This window comes from Winogradskyella sp. (assembly GCF_028282165.1).
Lineage (GTDB): Bacteria > Bacteroidota > Bacteroidia > Flavobacteriales > Flavobacteriaceae > Winogradskyella.
This window is the reverse complement of record NZ_JANQIM010000005.1, coordinates 235,844-257,044: the sequence shown is the minus strand read 5'-3', so window position 1 is coordinate 257,044 and position 21,201 is coordinate 235,844. Positions and strand designations below refer to the sequence as shown.

21 protein-coding genes are annotated in these 21,201 nt (G+C 35.2%); 15 read left to right on the top strand and 6 right to left on the bottom strand.

Going from position 1 to position 21,201, the window contains the following annotated elements; genetic code table 11:
• Positions 1 to 57: 57 nt before the first annotated feature.
• Positions 58 to 1,065, bottom strand: coding sequence for a glycosyltransferase family 2 protein (locus Q0972_RS02970; RefSeq protein ID WP_299362378.1), 1,008 nt, complete (start codon positions 1,063 to 1,065; stop codon positions 58 to 60).
• Between the two features lie 85 nt (positions 1,066 to 1,150).
• On the opposite strand from Q0972_RS02970, the gene Q0972_RS02965 reads away from it, so the two are divergent.
• Complete coding sequence (locus Q0972_RS02965; protein WP_299362376.1) at positions 1,151 to 3,043, top strand: peptidase M61; 1,893 nt, start codon at positions 1,151 to 1,153, stop codon at positions 3,041 to 3,043.
• Positions 3,044 to 3,230: 187 nt separating this feature from the next.
• On the opposite strand, the gene Q0972_RS02960 is transcribed toward Q0972_RS02965, so the two are convergent.
• Positions 3,231 to 4,001, bottom strand: a complete 771-nt coding sequence (locus Q0972_RS02960; RefSeq protein WP_299362374.1) for a TIGR02757 family protein — start codon at positions 3,999 to 4,001, stop codon at positions 3,231 to 3,233.
• Between the two features lie 189 nt (positions 4,002 to 4,190).
• Here Q0972_RS02960 and Q0972_RS02955 point away from each other — a divergent pair, with 189 nt between their 5' ends.
• The 11 genes from Q0972_RS02955 (at position 4,191) to Q0972_RS02905 (ending at position 16,070) form a co-directional block, all read left to right on the top strand.
• On the top strand, positions 4,191 to 4,604 hold the full coding sequence (locus tag Q0972_RS02955; protein ID WP_299362372.1) for a DUF1801 domain-containing protein: 414 nt from the start codon (positions 4,191 to 4,193) through the stop codon (positions 4,602 to 4,604).
• Positions 4,605 to 4,908: 304 nt separating this feature from the next.
• A complete protein-coding gene (locus tag Q0972_RS02950) occupies positions 4,909 to 5,766 on the top strand; it encodes a CsgG/HfaB family protein (RefSeq protein ID WP_299362370.1) in 858 nt (285 codons plus the stop codon).
• Positions 5,767 to 5,770: 4 nt separating this feature from the next.
• Positions 5,771 to 6,232 carry a hypothetical protein gene (locus Q0972_RS02945; RefSeq protein ID WP_299362368.1) on the top strand — a complete coding sequence of 154 codons (462 nt, stop codon included), beginning with the start codon at positions 5,771 to 5,773 and terminating at the stop codon, positions 6,230 to 6,232.
• 9 nt (positions 6,233 to 6,241) lie between these two features.
• The gene (locus tag Q0972_RS02940; RefSeq protein WP_299362366.1) at positions 6,242 to 7,117 is read left to right on the top strand and encodes a DUF6175 family protein; all 876 of its coding nucleotides are present in this window, start codon (positions 6,242 to 6,244) and stop codon (positions 7,115 to 7,117) included.
• 3 nt (positions 7,118 to 7,120) lie between these two features.
• On the top strand, positions 7,121 to 8,059 hold the full coding sequence (locus Q0972_RS02935; RefSeq protein WP_299362364.1) for a hypothetical protein: 939 nt from the start codon (positions 7,121 to 7,123) through the stop codon (positions 8,057 to 8,059).
• A 249-nt stretch (positions 8,060 to 8,308) separates the two neighbouring features.
• A complete protein-coding gene (gene ychF, locus Q0972_RS02930) occupies positions 8,309 to 9,403 on the top strand; it encodes a redox-regulated ATPase YchF (RefSeq protein WP_299362362.1) in 1,095 nt (364 codons plus the stop codon).
• Positions 9,404 to 9,433: 30 nt separating this feature from the next.
• A complete protein-coding gene (locus Q0972_RS02925; protein WP_299362360.1) occupies positions 9,434 to 9,997 on the top strand; it encodes a DUF805 domain-containing protein in 564 nt (187 codons plus the stop codon).
• A gap of 171 nt (positions 9,998 to 10,168) precedes the next feature.
• Complete coding sequence (locus tag Q0972_RS02920) at positions 10,169 to 12,028, top strand: DNA topoisomerase IV subunit B (RefSeq protein WP_299362358.1); 1,860 nt, start codon at positions 10,169 to 10,171, stop codon at positions 12,026 to 12,028.
• On the top strand, positions 12,025 to 12,492 hold the full coding sequence (locus Q0972_RS02915) for a hypothetical protein (protein WP_299362356.1): 468 nt from the start codon (positions 12,025 to 12,027) through the stop codon (positions 12,490 to 12,492). Before Q0972_RS02920 ends, Q0972_RS02915 begins: the two co-directional genes overlap by 4 nt.
• 6 nt (positions 12,493 to 12,498) lie before the next feature.
• The gene (locus Q0972_RS02910; protein ID WP_299362355.1) at positions 12,499 to 15,180 is read left to right on the top strand and encodes a DNA gyrase/topoisomerase IV subunit A; all 2,682 of its coding nucleotides are present in this window, start codon (positions 12,499 to 12,501) and stop codon (positions 15,178 to 15,180) included.
• 5 nt (positions 15,181 to 15,185) lie between these two features.
• A complete protein-coding gene (locus Q0972_RS02905; RefSeq protein WP_299362353.1) occupies positions 15,186 to 16,070 on the top strand; it encodes a pirin family protein in 885 nt (294 codons plus the stop codon).
• Between the two features lie 7 nt (positions 16,071 to 16,077).
• Here the strand turns inward: Q0972_RS02905 and Q0972_RS02900 are convergent, their stop codons facing one another.
• The 3 genes from Q0972_RS02900 to Q0972_RS02890 are packed head-to-tail and all read right to left on the bottom strand — an operon-like array spanning position 16,078 to position 17,673.
• Positions 16,078 to 16,872 (bottom strand): TerC family protein, encoded by a 795-nt coding sequence (locus Q0972_RS02900; protein ID WP_299362350.1) that lies wholly within the window; start codon positions 16,870 to 16,872, stop codon positions 16,078 to 16,080.
• A gap of 5 nt (positions 16,873 to 16,877) precedes the next feature.
• Positions 16,878 to 17,267, bottom strand: coding sequence for a hypothetical protein (locus Q0972_RS02895; protein ID WP_299362347.1), 390 nt, complete (start codon positions 17,265 to 17,267; stop codon positions 16,878 to 16,880).
• 40 nt (positions 17,268 to 17,307) lie between these two features.
• Complete coding sequence (locus Q0972_RS02890; protein ID WP_299362345.1) at positions 17,308 to 17,673, bottom strand: helix-turn-helix transcriptional regulator; 366 nt, start codon at positions 17,671 to 17,673, stop codon at positions 17,308 to 17,310.
• Between the two features lie 303 nt (positions 17,674 to 17,976).
• Between Q0972_RS02890 and Q0972_RS02885 the strand changes: the two genes are divergently transcribed.
• From Q0972_RS02885 to Q0972_RS02875, 3 genes are all read left to right on the top strand, one after another.
• Positions 17,977 to 19,125, top strand: a complete 1,149-nt coding sequence (locus tag Q0972_RS02885; RefSeq protein ID WP_299362342.1) for a M14 family zinc carboxypeptidase — start codon at positions 17,977 to 17,979, stop codon at positions 19,123 to 19,125.
• A 71-nt stretch (positions 19,126 to 19,196) separates the two neighbouring features.
• A complete protein-coding gene (locus Q0972_RS02880; protein ID WP_299362339.1) occupies positions 19,197 to 19,676 on the top strand; it encodes a winged helix-turn-helix transcriptional regulator in 480 nt (159 codons plus the stop codon).
• A gap of 109 nt (positions 19,677 to 19,785) precedes the next feature.
• The gene (locus tag Q0972_RS02875; protein WP_367182389.1) at positions 19,786 to 20,121 is read left to right on the top strand and encodes a DinB family protein; all 336 of its coding nucleotides are present in this window, start codon (positions 19,786 to 19,788) and stop codon (positions 20,119 to 20,121) included.
• Here the strand turns inward: Q0972_RS02875 and aroB are convergent.
• A complete protein-coding gene (aroB, locus tag Q0972_RS02870) occupies positions 20,118 to 21,188 on the bottom strand; it encodes a 3-dehydroquinate synthase (protein ID WP_299362337.1) in 1,071 nt (356 codons plus the stop codon). The two genes, Q0972_RS02875 and aroB, sit on opposite strands and share 4 nt — an antisense overlap.
• Positions 21,189 to 21,201 lie beyond the last annotated feature (13 nt).

Genomic DNA, 21,201 nt, shown 5'->3' with positions numbered 1-21,201 from the left:
TTATTTAGCCAAATATAGAAAATGAAAAAGGATAACAGTATTGCGCTTTTGAGAATTTTAACAGAAAAAAAAGTAATCTTTCATTGAAGACATTTTATGTATTTTAAAATACTCAGTAATGGTTTTTTGTTCATCCTCATTAGCCACTGTGACTATGCTTTGAGGACTGTCGAGTTGTTGCAGATAATTAAAATTAAGGAGTTTTTGGCCATAAATGTCCTTGCCGATTTTCTTTTGGTTATCACAAATCCAATAAAATGGAATTTGGTTTTTAATCAATAATTTAGCTACAGTTTTACCCTTATTTCCTGCCCCCCAAACGGTCAATGGCCTGTTGCTGTCATAATCTAACTCTAAAAAGTAATATACTTTAATGTCCAGAAAATAATTTATAGCGTAATGCTCGTGAGTTCTCGAAGTACGCGAATCATAATCACGCCAGTGGAGCAGAATCTCATTGCAAGGAATGCATTTATAGCCGGCTCTGTAAAACCTGAAGGTAAGATCATAATCCTCAGGATAGCGATTGGGCTCAAAACCCTCGCAAGCTATAAAATCATCACGATACAACATCCAACAAGGCGAAGGTATTACACATTCTTTGTAGATTTCGGAATAGTTGCTTCCGGTTTGCGTTAATTGATTGATCCAACGTTCGTAACGCGCGTAACCATCGCTAACACCATCTGCTCTAAAATAGTTTACTTGGCCCACGGCTAAATGACCTTTGCCATATTTTACAAGGCTATTTACCATAACGTCTAGTCGGTTAGGCGTCATAATGTCATCGCTATCCATTCGGGTAATGTATTCTCCAGTACAATTCTTAAAAGCAGTTCTTAAGGCTTCAATAATACCTGTTCCTTCATTTTTGTAGCATTTTATTCTAGGATCATTTCTAGTATATTCCTCAACAATAGCCGAAGATAAATCGTCAGAATGGTCATCAACAAAAATAGCTTCCCATTGGCAGTAAGTCTGAGTTAAAATGGAGGTCATACATTTAGCAATAAATGACTCGGTGTTCTTAAAAGGAATTAATATACTTACCAACGACTGCGACATGGTGCGAATTTAACAAAACCTTTAGAGTTAAAGTGGTAACAGATCGTAGTTTTGTGCGTCAAGTTCAAAAAATAAAATTGTAGAGATGAAGAATTATTTAGCCATTGTGGGATTAAGCATAATTTTAGTAGGCTGTGGTTCAGCAAAGCCTAAAGTAGATGATTTAGCCATAAACAATCCTATACAAACGGCTTTAGATTTAACGGCAGTTGTTGATGATAAGGTACCAGTGACTATTGATCCTGGTCGTATTACTTCGGAGACGGTGACTTACAGATTGCCTAGAGTTGTTCAAGGAACTTATGCAGTGAGTGATTTTGGAAAATATGTCGAAGATTTAAAGGCTTTAGACTATGATGGTAATCAGTTGGAAGTTACAAAAGTAGATGCAAACACATGGAGCATTACTGATGCGACTAAGCTCGATAAGCTAACGTATTATGTCAACGACACTTTTGATATAGAGTCGAGTGGTGGTATTGGTGGTGAAAACCCATTTTCTCCAGCAGGCACGAATATTGAAGAAGATAATTATGTACTAAACCTACATGGTTTTATTGGATATTTTGATTCTTTAAAGAGTAATCAATATGAGCTAGATGTTATATCTCCCGCTAAATTTGTTAGAACTTCGGCCTTGCCAGATAGGGGCACCACAGCTAGTGAAGATGGTAAATCTGTAAAAACTCGATATTTTGGACAACGTTATTTTGACATTACGGACAATCCAATGATGTATGGCGAACTGGATGTAGAAGAATTTATGGTAGGTGATATCAAAATCGTTTTAAGTGTTTATTCACCTAACAACGTTCACACGGCTGCAAGTCAAAAAGAGACCGTTTATAGGATGATGCAGGCTCAAAAAGCGTATTTAGGTGATATTAATAGTACGCCACGCTATGATATTTATTTGTACTTGTCGGACGGATCTGAGACTGCACCAAAGGGGATGGGTGCTTTAGAGCATCATACATCTACCGTAGTTGTGTTGCCAGAATCGTCAAGTAAGGAAGGCTTGGCATCCTCTATTATTGACGTTGTTGCCCATGAGTTTTTTCATATAGTAACACCATTATCGGTACACTCTGAAGATGTACATTACTTTGACTATAATCAACCATCCTTCTCAAAACATTTATGGATGTACGAAGGCACGACTGAATATTTTGCCCAACATTTTCAAGTGTACGAAGGGTTGGTAGAACCTGCGGATTTTTACAATACAATGATGTCTAAGATGTCTACGTCTAAAAACCTTGATGATGCTATGAGTTTTACCATTATGAGTGAAAATGTCTTGAAAGAACCTTATGCATCTAATTATTATAATGTGTATATGAAAGGTGCATTAATTAATATGTGTATCGATATATTATTGCGTAAGGAAAGTGGAGGAAATAGAAGCATGTTGTCTTTAATGAAAGAGCTGTCGGCCAAATATGGTAGGGAGAAACCTTTTGTAGATGATAATCTTATTGATGAAATTACTGCAATGACCTACCCAAGTGTTGGAGAATTTTTGAAGACCCATGTCGAAGGTGATGTACCAATTAATTACAACGAATTTTTTGAAATAGTAGGATTGACCATGGGAGAGTCCGAAGTGCAAACGAATTATATTTTTGCGGGTGGACAGAATATCATTTTTGATGCCGATCCTACGAAAGGCACTATTTTCTTTTCACCTACTGCATTAAAAAATTCGTTTTGGGCATCTCAAGGCGTACAGGTTGGTGATGTGATTAAAAAAGTGAATGGCGCTGAATTATCCTTGCAGAATGCAGAACAAATAATAGGAGGAATGTTTGGATGGCAGCCAGGACAAGAGTATAGTTTGGAAATAGAACGCAATGGCGAGACTATGACTTTAAGTGGTACTTTAGAAAAGGCAACTGCTAAGAGCGAGACTTTAGTGGAAGATGCTAATGCTACCGATGCGCAAAAAGCAATTAGAGAAGCTTGGCTAAAAGGCTAATGTTGTCATTCCTGCGTCAGCGTTCACCGAACTTCGGCAAAGGCCCAAAGCAGGAATCTCTTTATGAATTCGAGGCTTCCAAATGGAAGCCTTTCTTTATATACAATTGTCATGCCGAATTTAGTTCGGCATTTCATTAAGCACATGCTGAAACAAGTTTAGAATGGCAAAATCTGTTAACCCGAATTTAAAACCCCTCAAAAACACCCAAGCCAAATAAGGCAAAATCATACTTTACAGGATCATTAGAATCAAGTAGACGTAAGTTGTTATCTAATTCTACCAAAGCTTTACCATCATTTTGTTTTCGTTTCAACAAACCAAGTTTTCTAGCCACATTACCAGAATGTACATCCAAAGGGCAACTCAATTGGGAAGGAGACAGGGTTTTCCAAATACCAAAGTCCACACCAATATTATCTTGGCGGACCATCCAGCGCAGGTACATGTTGATACGCTTAGCTGCAGAGTTTTTTAAAGGATCGCTTACATGTTTTTTGGTACGTTCTAAATGTGGAATTTCAAAAAAGGCGTTCTTAAACTCATGTATACTTTTTTGTAAAGAAGTTTTCTTAGCTTGTTTAGTAAAGATGGCTTCCAATCCACCATGAGTCTTATAAATATGCTGTAAACTTTTAATAAATTGAATAAAATCTTCACCATTAAACGTACGATGCACAAATCCTTTTAATGCCTCTAAATCTGATTCTTGATGTTGCATCACAAACTCATAAGGCGAATGATCTAAAAATTCCATCATTCTCTTAGCATTATTGATGATACTTTTACGATTTCCCCAAGCAATAGTCGCAGTAAGAAAACCAGCGATTTCAATATCCTCCTTTTTAGAAAACTGATGGAGCACCTGTATTGGGTCGCTTTCAATAAATTTGGGATGATTATAAAGGCTGACCTTTTCGTCTAGAAAGGTTTTGAGTTCTGTGGTTTCGAGTTTCAATTTTTGATGAATTTTGAATGCAAAAATATTGAAATTGTTAGACTGAGCATTTCAACTACGCGCAAGATAGGCTAAAGTCAAAGCTCCTGTAATTAAAACAAGTTCTCGATACAATTCAGTCATAAATGCCTGAATCACTCGAACTGACATAAAAGTTTTATATTTAAAAGAATTATAAAACCTAGCACCATGGCAGGCTTAGCAACACAAGAAACCGATAAAAGTGTTACCGATTATATTGAAAGTATCGAGAACGAGACTAAGCGTAATGATAGCAAGACCTTAGTCAAAATGATGTCTGAGATTACAGGTTATGAACCCAAAATTTGGGGCGATTACTTCATTATAGGTTTTGGTAAATACAAATACAGGCGTAAAAGCGGAAACGAAGAATTTGAATGGTTTAATGTAGGCTTTGTACCACGAAAATCCAAGATGACCATTTATTTAACCTTTGATATTAACAAAGAGCAAGTACTGACCTCTAAACTAGGTAAATGTAAATGGGGAAAGGGCTGTTTGTACATCAATAAATTAGCAGATATCGATTTGCAGATTTTGAAGCAACTCATCATCAAAAGCAAGGATGCCACTTGGCATTAAATCCACGATACCCGTAACCTATTCTAAAAGATTAAATCAAAAAGTTTTAGCATGATTTGACGATCAATAGCTGAATCTGCACTTAAAAACCTGAAAAATTACGTAGTTATACGGATTGACTTTACTTTATTTTAAATCTAACTTCGCCTGCACTAGTATCATAAATTAAGACAGTAGTTGAACTCATTGACTTATGAATACTATTCACTGTAGAATTAAAACACCGTTTTTGTTCAGATTAATGTTGGGAATAAGCCGAAAAACCAACTGAATTTTGAAGTAGGTACAATTTTTTTAAACCATTATGAAACTAAAACTATTTTTATTAAGCGTTCTTGCTTTTTGCACTTTAGGATTTTCACAAAAAAAGAGTGTTGCAATAACTTCTTTTGAAACTACTTCATCTAACATTTCAATAAAATATGTTAAAGCTATAGAAGACAAAGTAAAAGAAGCCTTCTATGCCACAAATAGGTTTGATATTGTTGACAGAACAAACTTGGATAAACTAAAAGCTGAAAAAGAGTTACAAAAAACCGAAGATTTTATTGATGGTAAAACTGTACAGCAATCTAGTTTGGAAGGTGCTGAACAAATTGTAACTGGGAGCATAAGTCAAGTCGATATCGTAAAAAGAGTATCCGAATCATCGGTAAACTACGAATGTAAGATCTCGTTTTCTCTTCAGGTTATCGATATAGTTACAGGTCAAGTTTTAGCAAGTAAATTAATAAGACCAAAACAAGGGTTTGTAGAGAGTTTTGGCAGTAGTTTAATTGGTGACAATAATACACCAGATAAAGCATTTTTTAATTCCTTGAAAGGTACACAGAAAGCTATTGATAAATTTGTTAATAAGCATTTCCCAGTCACAACATTGATTATAGAAATAACAGAAATATCGTCTAATAAGGCAAAGCTAATTTTGGTCAATACAGGAAAGTTGAATGGCACAAAAAAGAATCAAAAATTTTCAATAATAGAGTTAATTAATAAAGAAGTCAATGGTAAAAAATTAGTAAGGAAAAAGGAGTTGGGCGAAATAAAAATTACCAAAGTAGAAGGCGATGAAATTTCAGAAGCAAAAGTGCTCAAAGGTGGTGAAGCCATATTGACCAAGTTTAATTCTGGAGCAAAAATAGAGTGTCATTTAAAACATTAATACTATGATAAAAAAATTTTTAGCAGTAATTGTAATTACTAGTCTCTCAATATCGTGTGCAAAAAAAATAACTGTTCCGCTAACAGCAGAAGTAAACGTTGTTAATGAAGATGCGCATAAAACCATTGAATTAAGAAGTGTCGGATTTGGCAACAATATTGATGAAGCCACTTATGATTCTGAGAAAAAAGCATTTGAAATTTTGTTTTTTAGAGGTATCCCCAATACTCACATAGAAAATCCGTTGATCGGTGCAAATGAAAATGAGATTTTATCAAAACATCCTTCATATTTCAAAAGTTTTTTCGAGAGCAGGTATAAATCATTCATAATGAGCATTTACCAATCATCACCAACTCAAAAAAACAATGGAGTTACATCTGTTGTAAATGACATTAAGATAAACACAATGGCATTAAAAAGGGATTTGGAAACTAATAATATTATAAGAAAATTCGGTTTTTAACTTAAGCTTATGAAACATTATATAATAATAGCAATATGCTTTTTTGCATTTTATGCAGGTGTTGGACAAGAAAAAATAGTAAATACTGTACAGCCTACAATAATGGTATTGCCTTTTACTAAAGAAGGCCAAGATATTAGAACAATTTTAGAGGAGGATTTTAACAAAAGAATTGCCATAGCAGAGGTTAAGAAAGCTTTTGATAGCAGAGGATTTACAACTAAGGATTTCGTTGGTTCTTTAAAGATTGCCTTAAAAGAAACTACCCTTAATAGTGGTAATAAGACAGATTTAAAAGCAAATGTTATAAGACTGTCTGGCGCTGATTTCTATGTTGAGGTTGAAGTCTATGTTCAAGAATCTAGCAGCGGTAACTCGGTAAAATTAATTTTACAAGGCTACGATTCTTTTACAGGTCAATCTCTTTCCAATGAAGTAGGAGAGTCTGGAAAGTTTTATACCGATGATATTGCAAAATTATCGCAAAAGGCGGTTGAGAGTTGTGCCGAAGAATTCTTAAATACCCTAAATGCCAAGTTTGGCGATATCGTTGAGAATGGTCGTTCTGTTAGAATAAATATTGGTTTTAGTGCAGATTCGGAGTATAATATGGATTCTGAAATAAGCAATGACGGTGATTTGTTTTCAGACATAATGGAAGATTGGTTAGACGAAAATTCGTTTAAGAATTATTACCATATTCAGGGGATAAGCGAAAGTGAAATGATAATAGATGATTACAGAATTCCATTAAAAGATTCAAACGGACGAAATTATAGAGCATCAAAAGTAGCTAGAGCTTTGAGAAAATATATTAAATCTATAGGGCTAGAAGTAAAAACAGATATGGAAGGGTCTGGTAAAATAAACGTAATAATTCAATAAGCTATGAAAAAACTATTCGCAATAATTTTTGTTATAAACTTAACTATTATAACTGCACAAAGTGATAATGTTGAAGCTAACAGTCTATCACTGTCAGTAATTTTGCCTGATAACTCGGAGCATTTATCTCGAAAATCTATCTCAAAGATAGAATCAAAAATTCAGCATATTACTACTAAAAATGGAATTTCTGGCAGAGGCTATACGAATGAATTTTTAATTTATCCAAAATTAGAAATCTTTGATGAATCTGTAATAGAAGGGATGCGTAATGTTGTTGTCGTTGAGGTTGAATTTAGTTTGTTTATTCAACAGTATAGCACAAAAAGGATATTTTCATCATACTCTAAATCTATTCAGGGAAATGGCTTTAGCAAGGAGAAGGCAGTTGTAGATGCCATCTCAAAAATACCTACAAACAATAAAGAAATTAGTGCGTTTATTCTTGAGGGCAAAGAAAAAATCTTATCCTATTATAATAACAATTGCGATCAAATTGTTAATGATTCAAATTTTTTAATCAAGACTCAAAAATTTGAAGAAGCTATCGCACTTTTATCATCTGTTCCTAGAGAAGCCAAGAGCTGTTACGCTTCCATACAAGATAAATCCATTGAAGCATTTACTGCGTACCAAAAGCAAACTTGTGAGACAAATTTATTAAGGGCAAAAACAGAAATCTCTAATAATAATTATTCAAGCGCATTAAGGTTTTTAAGTTATGTGGATGTAAGTTCACCTTGTTTAAAAGAGGCTGAGTCACTTATCAATAAAGTTTCAGGAAAAGTAGACCAAGAAGAAAAAAGGGATTGGGATTTAATGCTAATGAGGTATAAAGATAAACAGAATACGGAAAAATATAGATTAGAAATTATGAAAGAGATAGCCAAGGCCTATTATAACTCTAAACCAACGTCAATAACATATAAAAGTCTATTCTAGTATTACAGGTATCTAACTTTTTTAAGGATAATAAGGGATTTAAGGTGTTTTATACTTGTAAAGCGTAATTTGCAAACCAAAAGAAGCGGCTTAAATTCCTTATTGTAGTTATCTAACTGCTAGTACAGCAATAAATTCTTTCCAATATTTCAAATCATATTTGATTAAAACTATTCCAGTAATTAACTACATTTGCACCGTTTAAAAAATGAGATTCCTGCGACAGTAGGAATGGCAAATAAAATTTGAATGAAAGCAGGAATTGTAGGATTACCAAACGTAGGAAAATCGACCTTGTTCAATTGTTTATCAAACGCTAAAGCGCAGAGTGCTAACTTTCCGTTTTGTACCATAGAACCCAATATTGGTGTAGTAAATGTGCCAGACCCAAGATTAGCCAAATTAGAGGAGTTAGTGAGTCCTGAAAAAGTTGTTCCTGCAACGGTAGAAATTGTGGATATTGCAGGCTTGGTAAAAGGCGCTAGTAAAGGTGAAGGTTTAGGGAATCAGTTCTTGGCCAATATTAGGGAAACCGATGCGATTTTGCATGTATTGCGTTGTTTTGATAACGATAATGTGGTCCACGTGGATGGTTCAGTAGATCCAATACGAGATAAGGAAACCATAGATATGGAATTGCAGCTTAAGGACTTAGAAACGGCCGAGAAGAAGTTAGATAAAGTTAAGCGTGCTGCTAAAACCGGAAATAAAGAAGCCCAAGCCGAAGAAGCGGTATTGCTAAAAATTAAAGAGGGATTAGAATTTGGTGTTTCAGTTAGAGCCTTGGAGTTTTCAGAGGAGGATTATGCAGAATATGTAAAGCCTTTGCAATTCATCACCGATAAATCCGTAATGTATGTTTGTAATGTGGATGAGGGTTCGGCAACTTCGGGTAATGCCTATGTGGAGCAAGTAAGGGAAGCGGTGAAAGACGAAAATGCGGAAGTTTTGGTTTTGGCCGTCGGTACAGAAGCCGATATTAATGAGCTAGAAGATTACGAAGAACGCCAAATGTTTTTGGAAGACATCGGACTCGACGAGCCAGGCTCGGCAAAGCTAATTAGAGCGGCCTATAAATTATTGAAGCAACAAACCTATTTCACGGCAGGACCAAAGGAGGTTCGTGCTTGGACGGTTACTATTGGTGCCACAGCGCCACAAGCTGCCGGCGTAATTCATACCGATTTTGAAAAAGGTTTTATTAGGGCTGAAGTCATAGCTTATGATGATTACGTGTCATTTGGCAGTGAAACTAAAGTAAAGGAAGCAGGCAAAATGCGAGTAGAGGGCAAGAATTACATCGTTAAGGACGGCGATGTGATGCATTTTTTGTTTAACGTATAGCAGTTTCTTTTCAAGTGAGGAGTGTCAACTATGCAAAGAGAAGACCATACTATAATTTATTGGTTACATAAGGCATTGTCTGTTGACTATTGGAATTTCTATGGCAGAGCCCGAAGAAGAGAATTTTGGAGCGTCATTTTACTTCAAGCTATCGCATGTACTGTCTTTGCGACGTTGCACTTTCTCTATTTTCGTTTTGAAGCCGAATTTTTCGCCGCATTGATCTTTTATGTATTGGCTTATGTATATGCAGCTTTAACAGCTGTTCCTACCATTACGGTCCATGTGAGAAGATTGCATGATGCAGGGAAAAGTGGTTGGTGGCATCCTGCGGGAATTTCTTTCATATCGAACATAGTTGTCGGTAGTATTGGAATTGTAGTTCTATTTATTTATGGTTTGATTAAGCTTTTATTCGACAATGAAAGCCGTCCATTTAAGTCGAGTATATTGGACGATTTAACCACGGTAATATCATATATTGTTTTATTTATTTGGGGACTCATCATTTTGGGTGGTATCATATTTCTTTTTTTCGATAGTGAAAAAGGGACTAATCGATTTGGGGAGAATCCAAAGGCGAATGATTCCTAGAAATTCTTTACTTCGGAAAAAAGCCGAAGAACTATCAAGTCTGTAAAACGCTTGAAGCCAATGTTCTCAACAATATTCGGTTTTTATTGTTAATTACTTTACTAAAACCGTATTTCATTTTTTAACGTATAATATTATATTAGCCTTTCATCTAACTTTTCTTAATTTTTTATGGCACAACAGTCTAACTATACTGAAGAGAACATACGCTCACTCGATTGGAAAGAACACATCCGAATGCGGCCAGGTATGTACATCGGTAAGTTGGGCGATGGCTCTTCTCCAGATGATGGCATCTATATTCTTCTAAAGGAAGTCCTCGATAACTCTATCGATGAGTTCGTTATGGGTGCTGGTAAGACCATAGAAATCTCAATCCAAGGCGAACGCGTTATTGTACGCGATTATGGTCGTGGTATTCCACTGGGAAAAGTTGTGGATGTCGTCTCCAAAATGAATACGGGTGGAAAATACGATACCAAAGCTTTCAAGAAATCAGTAGGTCTTAACGGTGTTGGTACTAAAGCCGTAAATGCATTGTCTACATATTTTAGGGTAGAATCCACACGAGATGGTAAATCTGCTTCTGCGGAGTTTGAATTAGGAGAACTCAAGGATCAGGAATTTTTAGACGACACCTCGCGCAGAAAAGGTACTAAGGTTACTTTCGTTCCAGATCATAGCATTTTTAAAAATTATAAGTATCGCAACGAATATGTTGTGAAAATGCTTAAGAACTACGTATATCTCAATCCTGGATTGACCATAGTTTTTAATGGTGAAAAATACTTCAGTGAAAATGGATTAAAAGATCTTTTATCCGAAAATATCAATGAAAGTGATTTATTATATCCAATCATCCATTTAAGAGGTGATGATATAGAAGTCGCCATTACACACAGCAAAACCCAGTATAGTGAAGAATACCATTCTTTTGTCAATGGACAGAATACCACTCAAGGCGGAACGCATTTAGCAGCTTTTAGAGAAGCACTGGTTAAAACTATCAGAGAGTTTTATGGTAAGACCTATGATGCTTCAGATATTAGAAAATCAGTAGTATCTGCCATAGCTATAAAGGTTATGGAACCTGTTTTTGAGAGTCAGACCAAAACCAAATTAGGGTCCACAGATATGGGAGGTGATTTACCAACTGTAAGAACCTATATCAATGATTTTGTAAAACGGTATCTAGATAACTATCTACATAAAAACCCTGATACCGCAGAGAAAATTCAGCGTAAGATCCTTCAGGCCGAACGTGAGCGCAAAGAATTATCTGGTATAAGAAAATTGGCTAAAGAACGTGCAAAGAAAGCGAGTTTGCACAATAAGAAACTGAGGGATTGCCGTATTCACTTTGGTGATGCAAAAAGCGAACGTAGTTTAGAAACAACATTATTTATTACCGAGGGTGATTCGGCTTCAGGTAGTATAACAAAGTCTCGTGATGTTAATACCCAAGCTGTATTTAGTCTTAAGGGTAAACCTTTGAACTCATATGGATTAAGCAAAAAAATTGTCTATGAAAATGAGGAATTCAACCTATTGCAAGCTGCATTGAATATTGAAGAATCTATTGAAGACTTAAGATATAATAATATTGTCATTGCTACCGATGCTGATGTCGATGGTATGCACATTCGCTTATTACTTATTACGTTTTTCTTACAGTTTTTCCCAGAAGTCATCAAAGAAGGACATTTGTATATTTTACAGACGCCGTTGTTCAGGGTCAGAAATAAAAAAGAAACGATTTATTGCTATTCGGAAGAAGAACGCAAAAATGCTATTGAGAAATTGAAGCCAAAACCTGAAATTACCCGATTTAAAGGTTTAGGTGAGATTTCTCCAGATGAATTCAAACATTTTATAGGTGATGATATACGATTAGACCCTGTAATGTTGGATAAGGATATGCCAATTGAAGAGCTGTTATCCTTCTATATGGGAAAAAATACACCCTCGAGACAAGAATTTATCATAGAAAATCTAAAAGTTGAACTTGATATCGTTGAGGAAGATTCATGAGAACTGACAATCGAAAAGTGAAAAATACGGTTGTTTCCATCTATTTTATATTGATAGTCTTTGGGATACTGATGATCACTGTATTTAAGTCTTTGGATTTTTTTGTCGATAGTACATTCTTTATAATTCTAGGGCTTTTTATAGTATTGGTGTTATTTCATTCTGTTGCAGGTTATTTTGAATACGATAGTGATGGTGCCAAAATCATCATCCTAAACAAAGGTCTGATTCTTACAGAATATATTAATTATAGAGAGAAAAAGATTGAGATTGCAAGACACGAACTTCTCGGATTTAAGATAAATAATTACCTCCTTTACAAGTCTTTAGTAATTCTATACAAGACTTATGATGGAAGTAAAGTAAAAGCACGCTTTAACGTAACACTTCTTAAACCGAAAAAACTGAAATACGTAAAGCAATCATTAAGTAAAAATGTAAAAGCAAACAGAAAGCTTAAATAAGGATAGATGGCAGAAGAATATGACGAATTGCTAAATGAAGATAATGGTAACCAAGAAACGATTACCAAAGTTACTGGAATGTATAAAGACTGGTTTTTAGATTACGCCTCTTACGTAATCCTAGAACGTGCTGTACCTGCTATTGAGGACGGCTTTAAACCTGTACAGCGTCGTATTATGCATTCAATGAAAGACCTAGATGATGGCCGTTACAACAAAGTTGCCAATATTGTGGGTCATACCATGCAGTACCACCCACATGGTGATGCCAGCATAGCTGATGCGATGGTACAAATAGGGCAGAAAGACTTATTAATTGATACCCAAGGAAACTGGGGAAACATACTAACAGGAGATAGAGCAGCAGCTTCACGTTATATCGAAGCGCGTTTGTCTAAGTTTGCCTTAGATGTCGTTTATAACCCAAAAATTACGGAATGGCAAGCCTCTTATGATGGTAGACGTAAAGAACCAGTAAACTTACCGGTAATGTTTCCTTTGCTTTTAGCTCAGGGAGGCGAAGGAATTGCGGTCGGATTATCAACCAAAATATTGCCACATAATTTTATAGAGCTCATTGATGCCTCCATAAAACATTTAAAAGGCAAACGGTTTACGTTATTGCCAGATTTTCCAACCGCTGGTATAGCTGATATATCCAATTACAATGATGGGATGAGAGGTGGAAAGGTTAGAGTTAGAGCCAAGATTTCGCAACGCGATAAAAATACCTTAGCGATTACCGAAATTCCATTTGGAACAACAACATCGTCGCTCATAGATTCTATCTTAAAAGCAAATGATAAAGGCAAAATAAAAATCAAACGCATAGAGGATAACACCGCTGCTGAAGTTGAAATCTTGATTCATTTACCATCAGGATTATCGCCAGATAAAACGATTGATGCACTATATGCCTTTACCAGTTGCGAAACTTCAATATCGCCTCTAGGATGTGTCATAGAAGATAATAAGCCATTTTTTGTGGGTGTTTCGGAAATGCTTCGTCGCTCAACTGACAATACCGTTCAGCTTTTAAAACAAGAACTGGAAATTAAATTAGGCGAATATGAAGAACAATGGCATTTTGCGTCTCTAGAGCGAATTTTTATTGAGAACAGAATCTATCGCGATATAGAAGAAGAAGAAACATGGGAAGGTGTCATTAATGCAATAGATATAGGGCTTCAGCCACATATAAAACATTTGAAGCGTGAGGTGACAGAAGACGATATTGTACGCTTAACAGAAATCAGAATTAAACGTATTTCTAAATTCGATATTGATAAGGCACAACAGAAAATCGATGCCTTAGAAGATCAAATTGCAGAAGTAAAGCACCATTTAGCTAATCTTATCGAATATACCATATCCTATTTTGAAAGACTTAAAAAGGATTATGGAGAAGGTAAAGAACGTAAAACCGAATTGCGTGTCTTTGATGATGTAGATGCAACCAAAGTAGTTATAAGAAATACTAAGCTCTATGTTAATAGGGAAGAAGGCTTTGTTGGTACATCATTGAGACGAGACGAATATGTCTGCGACTGCAGTGATATCGATGATATTATTGTATTTACCAAGGAAGGAAAGATGATGGTCACTAAAGTTGATTCCAAGACGTTTGTTGGAAAGAACATCATTCATGTAGCAGTATTTAAGAAAAAAGATAAACGCACGATTTATAATATGATTTATCGTGATGGTAGAGGCGGCCCTTCTTATGTAAAACGTTTTGCAGTGACTAGTATAACAAGGGATCGAGAGTATGATCTCGCTAATGGCAATAAAGGTTCGGTAGTTTGGTACTTCTCAGCAAATCCAAATGGTGAGGCAGAGGTAGTAACAGTCTTATTACGACAAGTAGGCAGTATTAAAAAACTGAAATGGGATCTTAATTTTGCAGATATTCTTATTAAAGGAAGAACCTCTAAAGGTAATTTAGTAACCAAGTACTCAATTAAACGAATCGAACTTAAGGAAAAAGGCGTATCTACACTTAAGCCACGCAAAATTTGGTTTGATGATACCGTACAACGTCTCAATGTTGACGAACGAGGTGAACTTATAGGGGAATTTAGAGGTGAAGACCGTTTATTGGTAATTACGCAATCTGGAATAGCAAAAACTATCATTCCGGAATTAACAACCCACTTTGAGAGTAATATGATAGTGCTCGAAAAATGGATACCTAAAAAGCCAATTTCCGCAATCTATTATGATGGCGAAAAAGAGCGCTATTACGTCAAACGTTTTTTAATAGAAAATGAAGGTAAAGAAGAATCCTTTATTTCGAGTCATCCAGATTCACAATTAGAAATTGTATCTACTGATTGGCGACCCATGGTGGAAGTAGAATTCACAAAAATTAGAGGAAAAGATCGGAAACCTAATATGGAAATTAATCTTGAAGAGTTTATTTCAATAAAAGGGATTAATGCACTTGGAAATCAACTTACTAGAGAAAAAATAAATCAAATTAACCGATTGGATCCGTTACCATTTGAAGCGCCCGAGGAAGTCCATGCAGATGAATTGGAAGTTGTTGATGAAGAGACGATTTCTGTCAATTTAGAAGTTGATAACATTGCAAATAAATCAGAAGTATCAACAGATAATGCGATTAAAAGAGACAATGAAGATGAAGATCTAGATATTGATGATATAGGACAAGTCACACTTTTCTAATTACTATGGCAAATAATAAACTTCTTGTTAATGAGCGTCAGGCGGACTTGGGGCAATTTATGGTTGGTCGCCTGTTACCTTTCCGCAAAAAGCGTCAAGTAGGTCCTTTTACATTTATAGACCATATGGGGCCAGCAGTTTTAGGTGATGGGAAGTATATGGACGTTGATCAACACCCACATATTGGGTTGAGTACTTTAACTTATTTGTTTAAAGGCGAAATAGAGCATCGCGATAGTATTGGCAGCGTTAAATTAATCACGCCTGGTGATGTAGGTTTTATGACAGCAGGCCACGGCGTTACACACACTGAGCGTACACCTCAATTCCGAAGAACTTCCGATACATTTGAAATGCATGGTTATCAAATTTGGGTGGCATTGCCAAAAGATAGGGAAGCTATAGATCCTAATTTTCAGTTTTTTGACAAAACACAACTACCCGAATGGAAAGATGGCGATTTAACTATAAAATTGGTTGCTGGTAATGCCTTTGGCAAATCCTCTCCATTGCAAGGTTACTCCCAGCTCTTCATGGTTGATATCTATGCCGAAAAAGAAACGACTCTCGATCTAGCCAACCAGCTCAAGGGAGAGGTCGCCTTTGTGATTGTAGAAGGCGAAATCACGGAAAAAGATCATAAAGTTGAAGCAGGACAAATGTTAATTAGCAAAACGGATGAACAATGTAGCATTTGCTTAGATAGTGGAACACGACTCCTATTGTTTGGAGGCTTGCCATTAGAGGATGAGCATTATTTGCTTTGGAACTTTGTGTCTAGTAGCAAGGAAAAACTTCAAGAAGCTAAAGTACGGTGGCAAAATAAGGCATTTCCTAAAGTGCCAAATGATGACACATATATTCCTATTCCTGAACCAAGAAGAAAATAAAATGAGTTTAGGCTTTTACTTTCTTTTTTTTAATCTTAAAATTCAAAAATTCTACAAACAACGAAAATGCAATAGCAAAGTAGAGGTAGCCTTTAGGTATGGCTCCAACAGACTTTCCAAAAAATTCTGTGTGCGATAGGTGAGCTGCTTCAGTAATAAGCATAAATCCAATTAGGATTAAGAATGCTAAGCCCAATATTTGCATACTCGGATTTCGGTCTATGAACTTTCGGATTGGGTTCGCAAAAGCTATCATAACTATAATTGATATAACTACGGCAATAATCATTAAAACCAATGTGTAGTCAGTATTTGGGTGTAAACCGTTGGTCATCCCAACAGCAGTCAAAATGGAATCTACTGAGAAAATAAAATCGATGATTAAAATTTGTGTGATAGCATGGGATAGTGATTTAAACGCTTTAGACTTTAGACTGTCTTCACCATGACTCGGGAATTCTACTTTTTCCCTAATTTCTGAAGTACTTTTATAGATAAGGAATAAACCACCAGCAAAAAGGATTATGGCTTGCCAACTTAGCGCTACCGACAACCAGTTAGACTCATGAGTATAAAACGGTTCGCTTAAGCCTATAAGAAACGATACAAAAAATAACAATACCACACGCTGTACCATTGCCAAAACCAATCCTACATTAGTGGCTTTATTTCTTTGGTGTTCAGGTAGTTTGTTAGCAGCAATAGATATAAAAACAATATTGTCAATACCTAATATTATTTCCAAGAAAGTCAGTGTGAGCAGTGCTAGTATGGCATCTGATGATAATAAAAAATCTAACATAATGTCTAGTTAATTCTGTATGCAATACCTTTTTCTACCCGTAAAGGTCTATTAGGTTTTTTTGCGGCAAGTTTATATTCAAAAGTATATGATGATGTTCCTTCAGTTGACAAGATTTTCATATGAATGGCGTCCTTTTCCGAATTCGTTTTTGGGTTAAGCTTTTTAAGTATAAATTCACAGTCATTGATCCAGCGCACAGAAGAGGTATCAACTTTACCTTCATAGAAATCAATATTTAAAGTTTCGGTTCTTACAAATCGTCCAGTCTTTTTCACCCCATCTATCATATAATCAAATTTAAACTCACCAGTTTTAAAGTCGCTACAGTTACGCTCAACTTGGTAGCAACTTGTAAAGACTACCAAAATACAGAGCAAAATAAAATTCTTCATTCTTGTGCTTTGTGCAAAGATAGTTTAGTAGATCGAAAATTTAAGGATTGTAACTTTTAAAAGTTCCATCTTTATAGAAGATAACAATTTTTTCAATTTCAGAATCTGTTTGAACAGGCTCATTAGACACCTCTTTTGGAAATTCTAATTTTGGAGGCATTGGGTTAGGTAAGTTGTTCGATTTTGGAAAACTCCCTTTTCCATTCAATAACCAATACAATTCCACATCGGGATAGGCGTGAAGAATCTTCATAACAAAGTCTAAACTCGGTTTGTTTCTTCCCGACAGGATATGTGAAATGCTAGAGCGCTGAACACCTACTTTTTCTGCAAAACTAGAAGCAGTTTCATCATAAAAATCGATGATTTTTTTAAGTCTAGCTGTAAATTCCGCTGAGTTTATCATTGTAAACAGATGTTGTCACTTTATAACGGTACAAATGTAAACATTAGTGTTTTAAAAGGCAAGAATGTGACTTTTACACACAAACTTATATTAAAGTATAAGTTATATAATTACATATAAAATACTGATAAACAATAAATTATTAATTAATATAAATATTTATAAAATTAAACTTCATAAGCTTTCTTTTGTGATGTTAACTTTAAGACTCAAGTGTATACTTTTGTAACATTTACTCAAAAATTAAATGTTTACAATTGTAAATAATCAAATAGTTACATTTGTAACACCTAAGCTTTTTATATGAAAGTTGAACATTTCAATAGTTTGTATTCATTAATCAAAATGCCCGAATTGTTCGGACGTTATATCACCAATTCTGATATTGAAAAATGCCTGAAAAAGTTTCCAAGTGAAATATACACAGTCGAAGGATATTCAGTGGAAAGAAGACCTATTTATGGCTTGCGGTTTGGTAGCGGACCACAAAAAGTTTTGTTATGGTCTCAAATGCACGGCAATGAATCAACAACTACAAAAGCCTTGTTTGATTGTTTTAATCTGTTTTTGACCAATAATAAGGTTTCTAATAACATATTGAGCTCTTGTACCATAGTGGCAATTCCCATCCTAAATCCCGACGGCGCAGAACGTTATGCGCGCTTAAATGCTAATACATTTGATCTAAATAGAGACGCTCAAATGCTTTCTCAGCCCGAAAGCAAAGTGCTGAGAGCCATTTTCGATGATTTTAAACCCCATTATTGCTTTAACCTACATGGTCAGCGTACCATTTATAGCGTAGGAACTACAAATGTGTCTTCGACTTTGTCGTTTTTGTCTCCATCCCAAGACCCTGATCGTACCATAACACCCAACAGAGAGATGGCTATGCATATCATTTCTAAGGTTAACGACATATTGCAAGAAGAAATACCCAACGGTGTAGCACGATACGATGATGGTTTTAATCTAAATTGTGTGGGCGATATGTTTCAAAGTTTTGGTGTGCCAACACTTTTATACGAAGCGGGTCATTTACCTAACGATTACAATAGGGAAGCGGTGAGGCGTTTAGTGTTTATAGCAATTCTTAGAGGCCTGGATGTTATTTCTGGTGGAATAGACCATATTAATTATAAAAGCTATTTTCAAATACCAGAGAATGGAAAACAGTTTTATGACATCATTATAAGAAATGCCCTAATTTCGGATAGCGCTTCTGATTTAGTTGACATAGGTATTCTATATGTGGAAAGATTAAATGGTGACAAAATTGATTTTATACCAACTATAGAAACCATTTCAAAATTAAGTGATTTTTTTGGGCACAGGGAAATAGATGCTAAAGGACAAAAAGTAAAAAATGGAGATAATTCGGAAATAAAAGTTATTAACGAAAACGATTTCGTATTGATAAATAATGAAAAAATCGTACTAAAACCTTTATAAAACTCTTTTTTAATGCGTAATTGATAATAAAAATACTTTATTTTTGCATAAAGTTTAAAGATTATACAATTATGGCAAAGTTTAAATTAGATGAAGTTGACCACCAAATCCTTGACATGCTTATTGACAATACACGTATTCCTTTTACTGATATTGCCAAAAAATTATTGATATCTGCTGGTACGGTTCATGTACGTGTAAAGAAAATGGAAGAAGCAGGAATCATTAAAGGCTCTTCTCTAACTTTGGATTATAAAAAATTAGGATATTCATTTATTGCTTATGTAGGTGTCTTTCTGCAAAACACATCACAAACAAAATTTGTTTTAGAACGTATTGAAAGTATACCTTATGTTACAGTCGCCCATATAACAACAGGTAAGTTCAATATCTTTTGTAAGATACGCGCAAGGGATACGATGCACGCCAAAGAAATTATATTTATGTTAGACGACATCGATGGTGTTTATAGAACGGAAACAATGATTTCATTAGAGGAAAGCATCAACGATAAAAAGCGATTAATGCATACTATATTTAATGAATTATAGTTGATACCACACAAGTTTCGGCCCTTAGTTGCTATACTAGGGGCTTTTTTATTCTAAATCATATGATATCAAATCATCTAAATAAAGAGGAGTACCATCCTTATTACAAATCCTACATCGATTACTTCATGTTATTGATGCTGAACGTATTTTTTCTTACAGGGCATTACGAATTGCAAGAGGGGACAAAACGCCATTGGTAGGTTTTGAGCAGGATGATTATGTGGCTAAGGGTGATGCCTTAAACAGATCTTTTAAAAGTCTTGTTGAGGAATACAAAGCTGTTAAACATAGTACAATCACTCTCTTTAGGAGTTTTGATGATGATATGCTACTACGCATAGGTGAAGCGAGTGGAGCTTCGATTTCAGTGAGAGCCTTAGGATATATCATCACTGGTCACGAAAATCATCATATGAGTGTCATTAAAGCGATATACCTTTAGGAATTATAGTTTTCAAAGGCTTCCAGAACAAGTGAATTGCTTACTTCGCAGTTGATTTTTGGATGACCGATAGCTTCCAAGAGTACAAATTTTACTTTCCCATGACTATTCTTTTTGTCGTGCATGAGTAAGTCCATTATAATTTTTTGATCACCTGTAGAGATTTCAACTTTAGAAAATGTTTTTAAGATACCTTTTTCTATATCCTCAAACTCCTTTTTAGACAAACCTGTGGCCTTCATGGAAAGGTAAGCCTCAAGTAGCATACCTATAGCGATGGCCTCTCCATGTAATAAAGGCGTTTTATCTGCATTGCCTAAAAAATAGCTTTCTATGGCATGGCCAAGTGTATGCCCAAAATTCAGGATTTTCCGTAATCCTTGTTCGGTAGGATCCTCAGAGACTACTTCGTTCTTAATAACTATAGAGTGGTAGATTAAACCATCTAAATCGGAAATATCTAAGTTTTCGAGATTAACTAATTTTTCCCAATAGGCTTTATCATATATTAAACCATGCTTTAACATTTCTGCATAACCCGAAATCATATGGTTTTGAGGTAATGTTTGTATATAAGATGTATCTACTAAAACCATACTACCTTCACTAATAATACCGATTTGATTTTTTAAAGGGCCTAAATCTACACCTGTTTTTCCACCTACAGAGGCATCCACCATAGCCAATAAAGATGTAGGTACATTTATATAATCAATACCACGCATGTAAGTACTGGCCACAAAGCCACCAAGATCAGTAACAACACCACCTCCAAGATTGATTAGTAAACTTTTGCGGTCGGCATGGTATTCGGATAGCGCTTCCCAGACACCAGTACAAATATCTATAGTTTTATGGTCTTCACCTTCAGGCATTTCCATAACTTCTACAACAATATCATCGGATTCTAACAGAGATAAAAACTTAGGAAGGCAATATTCATGGGTATTGGTGTCTACCAGCACAAATATTTTTGAGGGGTTAGACGTTTTTACATATGCATTTAATTCTGAATATACCTCTTCGTTAAAGTAAATTACGGCATTTTTGGTCTTTATGGATTTCATTTAAAAAATTCCT